This is a genomic window from Parazoarcus sp. PS-13 R2A (genome assembly GCF_057621855.1).
Window position 1 is genome coordinate 96,053 of sequence record NZ_JBYEXN010000003.1, and the last position, 12,754, is coordinate 108,806.

The following is a 12,754-nucleotide window of genomic DNA, read 5'->3' on the forward strand; positions in this document are numbered from 1 at the left end:
GGGATCGGCGTTTCAATGAAACCGGGCGGGCGCGAAGGGAGCGAGCATCGAGTCCAGATCCTTGCCCTGAATGGACTCGGCAACCAGTTTTCCGGTCGTTGCGGCGAGCGTCAGCCCGAGATGGCCATGGCCGAACGCCAGCGTGAAGTTTGGATGTCCGGGAACGCGGCCAATGATTGGCAGCGAGTCTGGCGTGGAGGGGCGACTGCCAACCCAGCTTGATTTCACCGCGGGCGTCTTCCCCATCATCTTCGCGGCGGTATCGCGCATGATTTCGGTTTGCTTCTCACCTTGCGGTGCGTCCGGATCGGCGAATTCGGCCATGCCCGCGATGCGGATGCCATCCTCCATCGGTGTCATGAACACGGCGTAGTCGAGCCAGCCGACGGGACGGGTCAGGTGCCAATTCTCGGCCTCGAGGACCAGGTGGTAACCACGCTCGCTGACAAGCGGGATCCGCACGCCGAGCTGCTGCGCGAGTCTCGCGCCGGCAACCCCTGCGCAGATGACCGTGCGATCAAAGCGATGCGTGCCCTGCGTGGCGGTCACGACGCATTCGCCGTTGGCGTCGGATACGGTCGCAACTTCATCCTGCAGAAGCTTTCCGCCTTGTGCGACGAAATGGCGCGCATACGTGCGGCTCAGCTCAACCGGGCTGATCGTGAACCGGGTGTCAGGGTAGATCACGCCACCCGCGTGAAAGCGGCTAAGGTGGGGCTCGAGTTCGTGCACCTCGTCTGCCGAGAGGACCTGCATCCGGACACCCTGTTCCTCGCGTTCGTGAAGGTGACCCTCCAGCGCGGCCTCAAAGCCCTCCTTGGTGGAGAACAGGGCGAGGCAACCATTGTGTTGTACGAGTTTCGAGGCGCCTGTTTCGTGCAACAGGGCGTCATCCGCTGCAGGTGCCGTTAGCTGCAGGCTTGTCAGTGCATCCCGGCCGTGGAGATACTTCTCCGTCGTGCAGGCCTTGATGAAGTGCCATCCGTAGGGCATCAGATGCCGTGCGTACTGAAGCTGCATTGACAGCGGCCCCTGCTTGTCGAGGAGCATGCCGGGAATCTTGCGCAGCTGCGAATAACTGGCGATGGGCAGGCGACCATAGTCGGCAAACAGGCCGGCATTGCCAAACGAAGTGCCCAGCCCGGGTTCGTTGCGATCGACAAGGGTCACCTTGAAACCCAGTTTCTGCAGCCACAGCGCAGTCGACAGACCCACGATGCCGGCACCGATCACCGCGATTGTTTTGGGCTGCGTCATCATTCATTCACTTGCTTGGGATTGAGCGGATCGTGGTCAGCGGTCCTTGCCCGCGAGCGCAGGGCCGTGACCTGGATCTCGACCTTCAGCTCCGGGCGCGCAAGGCGTGCCTCGACACAGGCGCGAGCCGGCGGGTTTGCGCCGTCGATCCATGCATCCCACACTGCGTTCATTGACTGGAACTCCCGAATGTCCGGGAGCCAGATGTTGGCGGACAACAGGTTTGACCTGTCGGTACCGGCAAGGGCCAGCAGTTCTTCTATCTGGGCAAGAATCTGCGCGGTCTGCCCGGCGATGTCAGCTGAGGCATCCTTTGCCACCTGTCCGGCAAGGAACACCATCGAGTCGCTGGCAACAACCTGGCTCATGCGCTGATTGGAACGGTGACGTTCGATTGTCATTCCGTGCTCCCGTCGTTGTACGAGCGTGTGTCGGTGTGCGCTGCGCCAGGGTTGGAGAGGATGTTCTCCGGTTTCGGTTGGGGCATTACAAATGGTCTCCTTTGAGCGCGACCACGGCGTGGCGGTGCTCGGCGTCAGAATGAATTCGTTGTGTCAGTGCGCTGTACAAGGTCTGTCCGTCGGGGGTGGCGCACTGTTGCTCACCCCGGACGTTTCGCTCGCCTGTGGTGCACCGGTGGGATGGCGGATCGCCGGACAGGCCGCCGATCAGGTGCCGGAACCAGGCGAAAACGGCTTACTGCTTCATCTTCGCTGCGGCGTTCTTCATGATGTCGTAGTTCAACAGCATGTCCTGGGTCCAGCTGTCGCCATGACGGAAGTCGACGTTCGCACCCATGTTTTCGAATGCCTTTTGAACCTTCGGGTCGTCCATGACCTTGGTGCTTGCCGCGACCAGCTTCTGAATGACTTCCGGCGGGGTGCCCTTGGGCGCAAATACACCGGACCAGCCTTCAAAGCTGCCCTTGATGCCGTAATCCGCAAAGGTGGGAACGTTGGGGTACTCGGCCATCTTCTGGTTCAGGACCAGAAGCCTTGCGCGCCCCGATTTGACGTGGGGGCCAAAGGCCGGCGGGAACGAAACGGCGGAATCAATATGGCCGCCGATGAGCGCGACCATGGACTCTGCCGTCGTGTTGCCGTGGACGTACTTCACTTCGTAGCCCGCCTGGTCGGCAATGATGCTGGCGAGCACCGTGCCGGACGAGGCTGCACCCCAGGAGCCTTGAGTCAGCCGGCCGGCTTTTGCGGCAGCAATGAAATCATCAAAGGTCTTGTACGGGCTGTCGGCGGGAACCAGGATTCCCAGCGGGACCGACGACAGTTTGACGACGGGCTCGAAACTGGAGAAATCGTAGGGCGTCTTGCTGAAGTTCGGGGTCACCAGAACGTTGCTCAGACCGGCGTTCACCAGGGTGTATCCGTCGGCCTTGCTGCTTGCCACAAAGGTGGTGCCGATCACGCCACCGCCACCCGCCTTGTTGATCACCACGACCGGCGCGCCAAGTGCGCCCTCCATTGCATCCGCCCAAAGGCGGGTCGTCAGGTCGGAGTCGCCACCGGCGCCCCAGGGCACGATGACGTTGACCGGTTTCTCGGGGAACTCAGCCTGAGCGGCGGTGGCGCCGACGGTCAGGGCCATTGCTGCAGTGATGCTCAACAGCGACTTTGCAATCTTGTTCATCTCAATGCTCCTGTTGGGGTGATCTGTTTTGATTTACGACGAAAACTGAAACTCACGGGTGAACCAGGTGTTCATTGCATTTCGAGGGCATGCTTCTTGTTGCAAACGATGGCTTCGTTATCTCCGGTGGCGAATTTCCATTAAGTGATTGAAAGCGTTTGATCGCTGGCGATGCCTTCAGGCGGGTTGCTCACTCGCGTTTCTCGTCATGGCCAGCATGGTCTTCTCCTTCTTCTTCGCGCGCACTGCCGAGAAGACCGAGAGGATTGACAGCGCGGTGAAGACCCAGGCGTAGGGAGAGGCAAGGATCATCCCGTAGTCGGTTCCGATGATGGCAATCGACTGGTCGAGGTTCTGTTCAAGCAGCGGCGTGAGGATGAAACCGATGATGAAGGCCGCTGCATTCAGCCCGCCCACCCGCATGCCATAGCCGATCACGGTGAAGCAGATCAGAATCAGGACGTCATACAGGTCCTGGTTGGTCGTGAAGGCGCCGGCAATGGCAAACACGGTGACGCAGGGAAAGACGAAATAGCGCTGGATTGAAGCGACCTTGGTCCAGAAGCCGAATCCGGCCCGGGCAATCAGCAGAAGGAACACATCGGTGATCAGAAAGCCGGCAAAGATGGCGTAGATGACGTCAGTGTGTTCATAGAAGATGGTCGGCCCAGGGGTGATGCCGTGGATGAGGAAAGCGCCCATCAGCAGTGCAGTGACGTCGTCCCCCGGGATACTCAGGGTGAGCATGGGAATCATGCTGGAGCCGCACACTGCGTTGTTCGAGGACTCGGCGGCGGCGATGCCGTGCAGGGAGCCCCTGCCAAACGTTTCCGGATTCTTTGATGTGCGTTTGGCTTCTCCGTAGGCGAGGAAGGCTGCTGCGCTCGAGCCCAGTCCCGGGAGTGCGCCGATCACGGTGCCGATGCCTGAGGACTTGAGAATTGTGCCGAAGACCGAGCGGAATTCCGGCCAGGTAACGCGGTTGTCGTCCGGATTCTTCGACTTGCTCAGTACCAGATCATGGTGCGGCGTCTTGCGATTCTTGACCGCTTCGATGACCTCAGGCATGACCAGTACGCCGATCAGCAGGGGCAGGAAGGTGAACCCGCTCATCAGTTCGGGGATGCCAAAGGTAAAGCGGGTTGCGCCTGTGATCGATGACATGCCGACCATCGCAAACAGCATGCCGATGCAGCAGGAGAGCAGGCCGCGAGGCACCGATTCGCCAGTCATTGAACCGACCACAGTGAAGGCGAAGATGAGCAGGAAGACCTTTTCAATCGGCCCGGCCTGCAGCGCAATGACGGAGATCGGTGCTGCCACGAAGATGAGCACCAGCGTGGCAAGTGCCTCGCCGGTCACCGATGCGTAGAGGGCCATGCCCAGCGCCTTGCCGGCTTTGCCTGCCTTGGTGAGCGCGTTTCCGTCCTGGGCTGTGAGAAAGGATGCCGCTGCGCCCGGCGTATTGATCAGGATGGCAGAGATCGAGCCGCCGTAGATGCCCGCCTTATAGACCGCGAGGAGCATCGTGATGCCGATGACTGGATCGACGTAAAAGGTCAGCGGGAGAATGATCGCAATCGCCATGATGGCCGAGATGCCGGGAATGGCGCCGAAGACGATGCCCACGCAGACACCGGCGATGATTCCCGCAATCGGGCCGACGGCCATGATGGTGTTCATGCCGGCGAGGAAATTGTTCAGGACTTCTAGCATGCTCGTCGGCCTTTCAGGTGAGGGACCAGGTGGGGAGAAACACGCGCAGCAAATGGCTGCTGGTGTAGAACACCACCAGCGGCGTGACGATCGAGACCGCCGCCATGGCCAGCCACTGCCGGCCTTCGAGCAGGATGGCAATGCTGAACATCGCAAGTGACGTGGTCAGGATGAATCCAAGATGCGGCATGGCGTACCAGTACGACACCAGGATGGCTACATAGGCCGCGATGCCGAGAAAACCCTTGGTATCTATCCGCTCCGTCTCGCCCTGCGGGGCACCACTCATGAGCCTGAGCAGCGACGGGATGCCAATCATCGCGGCGAACACGGTGATGAGCGTGGCGACGATTCGGGGAAGGAGCATGGAGCCGAGTTCGGTTTCGACGCCGCCCTCTACCAGCGAGTCGCTAGTCAGGATCACTATTGAGGCGATGATCAGTACGCTAGAGAGCGCGACATCAATTTTTCGTCTGTCCATGAGTCATTCCTGTCGGGGAGTGGTCGGTCTTGTCGTTGTATGAGGACTGATTGCTGCACTTGCCGGGGCTGCGAGTTGGGGCCTGGAGACCTTGACTGTCGTTTGCTGCGCTCTTGAAACTGTTGCCTGGTGTAACAAATCTGTTGCGTTTTTTTGATATTGGTCAAGTTTTCGCATAAGAACAAATCTTAAATCCTGAAGAGTTGATCAGATTGGCTGATATTATTGCCATATGAACCTTCGACAGATGGAAGCTTTCCGGGCTGTGATGCTGACGGGATCGGTGTCAGAGGCGGCCACGCGGCTGTTCAAGACACAGCCGGCGGTGAGCATGATGATTGCCGCGCTTGAGGCAGAGATCGGCTTTCAGCTCTTCGAGCGGCGCAAGAAACGTCTCTATCCGACGCCCGAGGCAAACTACCTCTACTCCGAGATCGAAGGAATTTTCTCGAGAATTAACGACGTATCGCAGACGATCAAGGACATACAGAACAAGCAGTACGGTTTTCTGCGCATCGGCTGCATGCCTGGCCCCTCGTACTCGTTCATGCCGGACCTGATCGCCGACTTCCTCGACGAGCACCCGAAAGTGCAGGTGTCCATGCAGACACGCACGTCAGACGGCATCAAGGAATGGACCGCCTCCGCCCAGTACGATGTGGCCCTTGCGGAGATCACCGGACCCCTGCCATCGATCGAGGCCGAGATCTTCGATCTGGAGTGCGTCTGTGCAGTACCGGCAGACCATGCGCTGGCAAGCGCGCCGGTTCTCACGCCGCAGTTGCTCGACGGCGAACCCATGATCACGCTCTATCCCGATCATGTCACCGTTCACTCCTTGAGCAGGGCGTTTGATGCCGCAGGCTGTCAGCTGAGCGTGCGCCTGCGTACGCGCTTCTTCATCCCGGCATTGCGCTTTGTCGAGCGCGGTCTGGGGGTCTGCCTCATGGATCCGATCACGGTCGCAAGTTACGCGTCCTTCGCGTGCGCGAAGCAGATCGTATTCAAGCCATTCAGGCCGGTTGTGCCGTTTCGGGTCGGCATCCTCTTTCCTGCGCATACGCCAAGATCGCAGATAACAGAAGCCTTCGCCGCACAGCTGAGGCAGAGCTTGCAGATTCTGCAGCAAGCGCCTGCAGGCTTGCCCTAGAAGTCCGGCGTGGCGTGCCCGGTAAGGCGGGCGTCGAGCAGGGTGCGGCCGCGGGCGACTGCCGTATCGAGCTTCATCGCACTCACGAAGGGGCTGAGCCTGGCGTCCGTCTCCGGGGCGAACAGTGTCAGCTCGTCGCGCATGCGGGTCACGGCGACGTAGAAGCGGTTGTGCTCTTCGGTGCGGTCCCAGCCCGCAAGCGGGAAGTTTCCGTCGGCCAGGCCGGGCAGCATGACGGCGTCGAACTCCTGTCCTTTTGCCGCTTCGACCGTGCACAGCAGCACGGTCTTGCGCTTGCGCAGTTCTGCCGATTTCTCTTCTGCACTGCGCAGCCATTGTGCAAACTCGCGCAGCGGCTGCTTGCTGATACGCGCAGCGTCGAGGAAGCCATCCACCGATCTCGCCACCATGTCTGCGGTGGCTGGGTCGATGAAAAGGCGTCTGGCTACGCCGTGCAGGTCGAGGATGGCGACCGCCCGGCCCAGGGCCAGATGCGCGGGTTCGTCGACGGGGCCGTCGCGCAGGGTGGCGAGGGCCTGCGTCAGGCGCAGACGGGCGTTGCGCTGCGCCGGGGCCTCGTCGATGGTTTCGGCCGCCTCATGTTGCTGGCGGAGCAGGGCGTTGGCCTCGTCGTGCTGTCCCTCGCGGCGCAGGCGCCGGATCTGGTCGAGCAGGCGGTGGGCGGCGCGGGTTTCGGCTTCGTCCGAGAGCTCGGCTGCGGAGGTGTCCGCAAGGGTTTGCGGACGCAGCAGCCTGCCCTTGAGGAAGGCGTCGAAAAGTTCGGGCTGTGCGGCGGCGGTCTTGAGGTCTTCGAGGCGGCGGTCACCCCAGGATAGCTCCTGCCACAGTTCGAGTGCCTGCAGGACCTGGAAGCGCTTGTCCACACCGGGGATGGATTCGTAGTCTTCCAGCGCGAAGGCGATCACGCCCCGCAACATCAGAATTTCGGAGCGCAGCAGGTAGCTCTGCAGTCCTTCCAGCCGCCAGCCGATGCCCGCGCGCAACAAGGCGTTCTCGATCGCGATCGACTGATGCGGGGCGCGCAGAATGACGGCGCTGGCGTCCAGTCGCTTGCTGCGTTGCTGCCAGTCGAGCAGGGCTGAAACCAGTTTTCCGGCTTCGTCCTCGCTGTCGGCGTAGCGCACCAGCCGCAGCCGTGCGTCGTGGTCGCGGCCGGATTCGACGGGCTTGCTCTTCAGGAAATGGGTGGCGACGGCCATTGCCGGGCCGTGGCGGAAGGTGATGGTGAGCGGCAGACGCTTTACGCCGCTCCAGTTTGCGCCCAGCCGCGCGCTCAGGAAGCTGGCGTCCGCGCCTGCCCAGCGGTGGATGACCTGATCGAAGTCGCCCGCACCAGTGAACCAGGCACGACCATGCTCGATCAGGTGCTCGAGACAGGTGAGGGTGGCGGGGTTCATGTCCTGCAGTTCGTCGGCGATGACCACGCGATAGCCCGGCAGGCTGACCGGCACGTTGCCTTGCGTGAGCAGCATGGCCAGATCGTAGGTGGCGTCGAACTCGGTGCGCCAGGCACAGCCGTCGCCATCGCCGGCACGGGCCTTCTCCAGCTGACGGAAGAGCGCGAACAGGCCTTCCGGCACGTTGAGCGCTTCCGCCCGAGAGGCGACGCTGTCGTCATCATCGATCTCGGGGGAGACCTGTTGCGCCTTCATCTGGCGGACGATCTTCAGAAAGTCGGCGATCGGGGCGTTGTGTTCGGGCAGCCAGAGCTCGCGCGGGTTGCGCCGTGCGGCGTTGATGCGCTGGACTTCGGTCACGGCACTGCGCACGTGCGGTGCGACGTCTTCGAAACTGGGCAGAAAGGGCGTTTCCCGCCCCTCGTGATCGCGCAGCACCTGAAGCGCAAACTCGTCGAAGGTCGTGCAGCGCACGCGGCGCGCCAGTCTGTCGTCGAGACCGATCTCGACCAGGCGTGTCTTGAGCACCCTTGCCGCTTCAGCAGAAAAGCACAGGGCCACGATGTGATCGGGCGATACGCCACGCTTGACCGATTCGGCGATGCGCAGCGCGAGCGTGGTGGTCTTGGCCGCGCCGGCATTGGCCATGGCAATGATGTAGCGCGCGCTGTGGGTCTGAATTGCACGCTGCTCGGCGGTCGGCTCAAAGCCGACTGGACTAAAACGCGGTTCGGCCTTCATGCTGCCTCGGTCGCAATGAGGCTGGACGTTTCAAGCAGGCGTGCAAAAGCTTCCTCGTCAAGCGGCCGCGAAAACAGGTAGCCCTGCGCGTAGTCGCATCCCGCGCTGCGCAGGAGGTCGCGCTGTGCAGCGGTTTCGACCCCTTCGGCGACCACCTTCATGCCGAGTTTGTGCGCCATCACGATCATTGCCTCGGCGATGGCCAGGTCGGAGGCGTCGGTGGTGAGGTCGCGGACGAAGGAGCGATCGATCTTGAGGTAGTCGATATCGAATTTCTTGAGGTAGGACATTGCCGAGTAACCGGTGCCGAAGTCGTCGATGCTCACCTGGACGCCGGCGTCGCGGAAGGCCATCAGGGCTTCGATCACGACCGGACGGGTATCGAGCAGGAGGCCTTCGGTGATCTCGACGCCCAGGGCGCTTGCAGGCAGCCCGTCTTGTCGCAGGTGCTCGATCCAGCCTGCGCTGCTGCCGCTTATGAACTGGCGCGGGGACATGTTGACGCTGATCTGGATGCCGGCTTCGGCGGTGTATGCGTCTGCCTTCAGTCCGCGTAATGCATGCCACCGGCTTGCCATTTGCATCGCGCGTTCGAACACCCACTGTCCGATCTCGGAGATGACCCCGATGTCCTCGGCGACCGGAATGAACTCGTCGGGCCCGAGCAGACCCCGTACCGGATGCAGCCAGCGCACCAGGGCTTCCGCCTTGACGATACGGTTGTCGGAAAGGTCGACGATGGGCTGATAGTGCACGACGAGTTGCTCGCCCTTTACCGCGCTGCGCAAATCGTTTCCGGTCTGGAGGCGCTGCATCGCACTGACCTGCATCGGCTGCGCGAAGTAGCAGAAGCCGTTTCTGCCCTGGGCCTTGGCAGCGTACATGGCCTGGTCCGCGTAACCGAGCAGGGTGTCCATTTCGGTGCTGTCGTCGGGGTAGAAGGCAATACCGATGCTGGCCGATACATAGGCCAGCTTGCCGTCGAGATCGAACGGCATCTGCATCTGCTCGATGATGTGCTGGGCAATGGCGCCAGCAGCGTTCTTGTCTGCGATGCCGGGCGCGATCACCACGAACTCGTCTCCGCCAAGCCGCGATACGGTATCGCTGGTACGCACGGACTTGCTGATACGTGCCGCAGCCTCGACCAGCAGCTTGTCGCCGAGATCGTGGCCAAGGGTGTCGTTGACCTCCTTGAAGCGGTCGAGATCAATGAACAGCTGGGCGAACCGTCCGCCGCCGCGCTGGCTGCGTTTGACTTCCTCGCGCAGCCGGTCATGGAACAGGCGCCGGTTGGGAAGGCCGGTCAGGGCGTCGTAGTTCGCCTCGTGCCAGACCGCCTGTTCCATGCGCTTGCGTTCGGAGATGTCCAGCATGACGCCCACCAGTCCGCCCAGTTCTCCACGTGCATTGTTGAAGGTCGCCTTGTTGAACACGACGTCATGACGTGTGCCGTCTGCATAGGCAATGCTCGCCTCATAGGTCTGCTTGCCGCCCTGCCTGAAAAGGGCTTCGTCGGCAGCAAAATACCGGTCGGCCAGATCCTTTGGCGAAATGTCGTAGACCGAGCGCCCGATGATCTGATCGCGTGTCTGTCCCAGGTAGTCTTCGAAGGCTGCATTGCAGCCCAAGTAGCGGCCGGACTCATCCTTGAAGAAGACCGGGCTGGGGATGGTGTCGACCAGTTGCTCGATGAAGCGCAGTTGGTCGGCCACCGCGCGCTCTGCCTTGCACCGCTCGGAGACGTCGAGCAGGATGCCGATGATCGCTGGCTTTCCGGAGAACGTGGTGGCAACGCCGAAGACCTCGACGTCGAGCCTGCTGCCGTCGCTGCGTACGCCTTCGAAATTGAAGAAGCTCGATTTGACTTCGCCCGACAGGCGGCGGTCGATCTCGCGCTTGGCCAGGGGTTGATAGGCCGGGGCGATCAGTTGCGTCGGCCCCATGCCGGCGCACAAGACCTCGGGTGTGTAGCCGAACAGGTCTGCCAGGCGCTGGTTGACGAAGATGAAGCGATCGCCCTGGATGACGTAGACACCGCTCAGCTCATTGCTGAGAAGGCCCATGAGCAGGGGCGCCGCCTCTTGCATCAGCCTGTTTTCGACGTCTGCCGGCATCATCACTGCAGAATGCGACAGGGCTGTGCAGTCGGTCCGCTGGCGCGGGCTGCCGCCGCGGTCGGGGCAAAGAGCTGGGCTGGGGCCGGGTGCCGGCGTTGGGGCTTCGATCGATCGTCCTGAGTGTTCATGCGGCATTGTCGCACATGCAAAACATGCGCAGGAGGCCGCCGTGCGGGCGATGTTTCATGGCCGGCAGCAGTCGGTGCAGGGCACTGCATTCAGGCCGCCGGCGAACGGCGGATCCCACCCGTTTCGCCGCGCCACCATTCTGTCAGCGGCCGGCCATCGCCCAGTCCGGCGAGTTGCTGATCGATTGCGTCGTGATTGCCCCACACGACGTCGCTCAGCATGCCCTCGGCCACCTGCGATTCGATATCGCTGCAGTAGAGCCCGAGTTCGCGCTGCACATAGAAGCCGTAGGTACGACAGGCCACCGGGCGCTGCGCATAGACCGGGCAGGCGCCGGAGGCTTCATCGAGCAGCGGGCAGACGACGGGGCGGGTGTGTGTGTCGGCCAGCGCGGCGATCTTGCGGTCGATGTCCTCGACCCGTGCTGCCGTCATCTGCTTCAGCCCGTCCTGCAGCAGGTCCCATTCCGCAGCCGTCAGTCTGGGGATGTCGGCGAGTCGCCGGCAGCAGCTGTCACAGCCCTTGCCGCACAGCCAGTCTGCACGTTCGGCGCGGATGGCATCGACGCGGTCATCGATTTCGGCGTGAAGCTGGAACAGCGGCTTGTCGGTGTGCACAAGGAATCCTGGGTGGGGCGCTTGATGGCGCGGGCGGGGCGATTGTACGCCCCGCGGCGTGTCGTCGATAAGCGGGTTTGCCGCACTCAGGCAGGGGGTGCAAATGGCGCGTCGGGGATGGCCGGAGTGCCTCCGCTCATGCGGTCGGCCAGCACCCGGGCCGACCCCGCAGCCAGCGTGAAACCGAGGGCGCCCTGACCGAGGTTGAGCCATACGCCGGGGATTCTAGATGCGCCGATGATGGGCCGCCCGCTGGGTGTCGCGGGACGCAGGCCGCACCATTCCCGCGCCTGGGCGAGGTCTGCTGCCGTGCCGAAATTCTCTGCGGTTTCACGCTTCAGGAGCTCGATGCGGGCGGGCCTGATGCTGCGGTCGTGGCCAACGATGTCGGCCATGCCTGCGACCCGGAGCTGATCTCCGATCCGTGCGTAGACGACTTTGCGCTGAAAGTCGGTGATGCTGATTTCCGGCGCTTTGCCCGGCGCGACAAGGGGCGCGCTGATGCTGTAGCCCTTCAGTGGATAGATCGGCACGCCAACCCCGACGCTGCGCAGCAGGCTCCCCGCATCCACCCCGTTAGCGATCACGCAGGCGTCGCCCCGGATGTGGCCCCGGTCGGTCTGCAGTGCTTGATAGCGGCCCGCAGCCAGTTCGATGCGCTCGACCCGCTCTGACATGCGGAAGGTCACCGCACCGGGGCCGTGGCGCAGGCCCCGTTGCAGCGCTTCACACAGTGCGAGGCAGTCGCCCACCTCCTCGCTCGGGGTGTGAATGCCGCCGGCGAGGTGTGGGGCCATGCGCTCGAGCGCCGGTTCGACGTCGAGGCAGCCGCGTGCATCCAGTGCGCACTGCTCGCCATCGGCGCCGGGGCTCGATGCGAGCAGGCGGCGTGCGGCGGCGAAGCTCGCCGGGTCGCGGTGGAGTACCAGCTTGCCGTTGCGACGCCAGGCGAAGTCGAAGTCCGTGGTCTTGCGCAGCTCATCCATCAGGCGTCTGCTGTACAGCGACAGGGGCAGCAGGCTGGCAATCGAGGCGGCCTGATCGTGGCCGTTGCATGCACGCAGGAACTGCGCGATCCATGCCCATTGCCGTCTGTCGAAAGCGGGCTTGAAGCGTATGGGGGCATCGCTGCGCAGCATCCAGCCCGGGATCTTGGCCAGCACGCCCGGTTCGGCGAGCGGGGCGACATAGCGGTAGGAGAGCTGGCCGCCATTGGCATGGCTTGCCCCCTGTCCGACGCGCTCGCACGCATCGACCACGGTGACCTGATGTCCGTCTGCGCGCAGAAACCAGGCGCTTGCGAGGCCGACGATACCGCCGCCTACGATTGTGATATCCATGTCCTCATGCTCATGTATGCGCGACATTGCCGCGCGCCCACTCCGCCGGAATGTTCATCCCTTACCCGCTTATGAATGTACGTCTTGCGGGCGGCGGGGCGATTGCGGATGATTGTCTATCTCATGTCTTTGGAGCATGGA

Annotated in this window: 10 protein-coding genes; 1 reads left to right on the forward strand and 9 read right to left on the reverse strand. The window is 62.6% G+C overall.

Annotated elements, in window-relative coordinates; genetic code table 11:
- Nucleotides 1-12: 12 nt before the first annotated feature.
- The 5 genes from AC22G6_RS04290 to AC22G6_RS04310 form a co-directional block, all read right to left on the reverse strand.
- Nucleotides 13-1,260, reverse strand: coding sequence for an NAD(P)/FAD-dependent oxidoreductase (locus AC22G6_RS04290; RefSeq protein WP_487365754.1), 1,248 nt, complete (start codon nt 1,258-1,260; stop codon nt 13-15).
- On the reverse strand, nt 1,257-1,658 hold the full coding sequence (locus AC22G6_RS04295; RefSeq protein WP_487365755.1) for a RidA family protein: 402 nt from the start codon (nt 1,656-1,658) through the stop codon (nt 1,257-1,259). The genes AC22G6_RS04290 and AC22G6_RS04295 overlap by 4 nt, the downstream gene beginning before the upstream one ends.
- 295 nt (nt 1,659-1,953) lie before the next feature.
- Nucleotides 1,954-2,901: a Bug family tripartite tricarboxylate transporter substrate binding protein gene (locus tag AC22G6_RS04300; RefSeq protein WP_487365756.1), complete on the reverse strand. Its 948-nt coding sequence runs from the start codon at nt 2,899-2,901 to the stop codon at nt 1,954-1,956.
- 177 nt (nt 2,902-3,078) lie between these two features.
- Nucleotides 3,079-4,617 (reverse strand): tripartite tricarboxylate transporter permease, encoded by a 1,539-nt coding sequence (locus AC22G6_RS04305; RefSeq protein ID WP_487365757.1) that lies wholly within the window; start codon nt 4,615-4,617, stop codon nt 3,079-3,081.
- Between the two features lie 13 nt (nt 4,618-4,630).
- Nucleotides 4,631-5,098: a tripartite tricarboxylate transporter TctB family protein gene (locus tag AC22G6_RS04310; protein ID WP_487365758.1), complete on the reverse strand. Its 468-nt coding sequence runs from the start codon at nt 5,096-5,098 to the stop codon at nt 4,631-4,633.
- 247 nt (nt 5,099-5,345) lie between these two features.
- On the opposite strand from AC22G6_RS04310, the gene AC22G6_RS04315 reads away from it, so the two are divergent.
- Complete coding sequence (locus tag AC22G6_RS04315; protein ID WP_487365759.1) at nt 5,346-6,248, forward strand: LysR substrate-binding domain-containing protein; 903 nt, start codon at nt 5,346-5,348, stop codon at nt 6,246-6,248.
- On the opposite strand, the gene AC22G6_RS04320 is transcribed toward AC22G6_RS04315, so the two are convergent.
- The 4 genes from AC22G6_RS04320 to AC22G6_RS04335 form a co-directional block, all read right to left on the reverse strand.
- Nucleotides 6,245-8,407, reverse strand: a complete 2,163-nt coding sequence (locus tag AC22G6_RS04320) for a UvrD-helicase domain-containing protein (protein WP_487365760.1) — start codon at nt 8,405-8,407, stop codon at nt 6,245-6,247. The genes AC22G6_RS04315 and AC22G6_RS04320 overlap by 4 nt on opposite strands.
- A complete protein-coding gene (locus AC22G6_RS04325) occupies nt 8,404-10,473 on the reverse strand; it encodes a putative bifunctional diguanylate cyclase/phosphodiesterase (RefSeq protein ID WP_487365761.1) in 2,070 nt (689 codons plus the stop codon). The genes AC22G6_RS04320 and AC22G6_RS04325 overlap by 4 nt, the downstream gene beginning before the upstream one ends.
- A 272-nt stretch (nt 10,474-10,745) precedes the next feature.
- Entirely contained in the window at nt 10,746-11,273 is a 528-nt protein-coding gene (locus AC22G6_RS04330; protein WP_487365762.1) for a YkgJ family cysteine cluster protein, read from the reverse strand.
- An 86-nt stretch (nt 11,274-11,359) separates the two neighbouring features.
- On the reverse strand, nt 11,360-12,613 hold the full coding sequence (locus AC22G6_RS04335) for a D-amino acid dehydrogenase (protein WP_487365763.1): 1,254 nt from the start codon (nt 12,611-12,613) through the stop codon (nt 11,360-11,362).
- Nucleotides 12,614-12,754: the final 141 nt, after the last annotated feature.

What these genes read in the sequence shown, in the direction of transcription:
- AC22G6_RS04290 (WP_487365754.1), bottom strand. Translation starts at nt 1,260, where the DNA reads ATGATGACGCAGCCCAAAACAATCGCGGTGATCGGTGCCGGCATCGTG.
- AC22G6_RS04295 (WP_487365755.1), bottom strand. Translation starts at nt 1,658, where the DNA reads ATGACAATCGAACGTCACCGTTCCAATCAGCGCATGAGCCAGGTTGTT.
- AC22G6_RS04300 (WP_487365756.1), bottom strand. Translation starts at nt 2,901, where the DNA reads ATGAACAAGATTGCAAAGTCGCTGTTGAGCATCACTGCAGCAATGGCC.
- AC22G6_RS04305 (WP_487365757.1), bottom strand. Translation starts at nt 4,617, where the DNA reads ATGCTAGAAGTCCTGAACAATTTCCTCGCCGGCATGAACACCATCATG.
- AC22G6_RS04310 (WP_487365758.1), bottom strand. Translation starts at nt 5,098, where the DNA reads ATGGACAGACGAAAAATTGATGTCGCGCTCTCTAGCGTACTGATCATC.
- AC22G6_RS04315 (WP_487365759.1), top strand. Translation starts at nt 5,346, where the DNA reads ATGGAAGCTTTCCGGGCTGTGATGCTGACGGGATCGGTGTCAGAGGCG.
- AC22G6_RS04320 (WP_487365760.1), bottom strand. Translation starts at nt 8,407, where the DNA reads ATGAAGGCCGAACCGCGTTTTAGTCCAGTCGGCTTTGAGCCGACCGCC.
- AC22G6_RS04325 (WP_487365761.1), bottom strand. Translation starts at nt 10,473, where the DNA reads ATGGGCCTTCTCAGCAATGAGCTGAGCGGTGTCTACGTCATCCAGGGC.
- AC22G6_RS04335 (WP_487365763.1), bottom strand. Translation starts at nt 12,613, where the DNA reads ATGGATATCACAATCGTAGGCGGCGGTATCGTCGGCCTCGCAAGCGCC.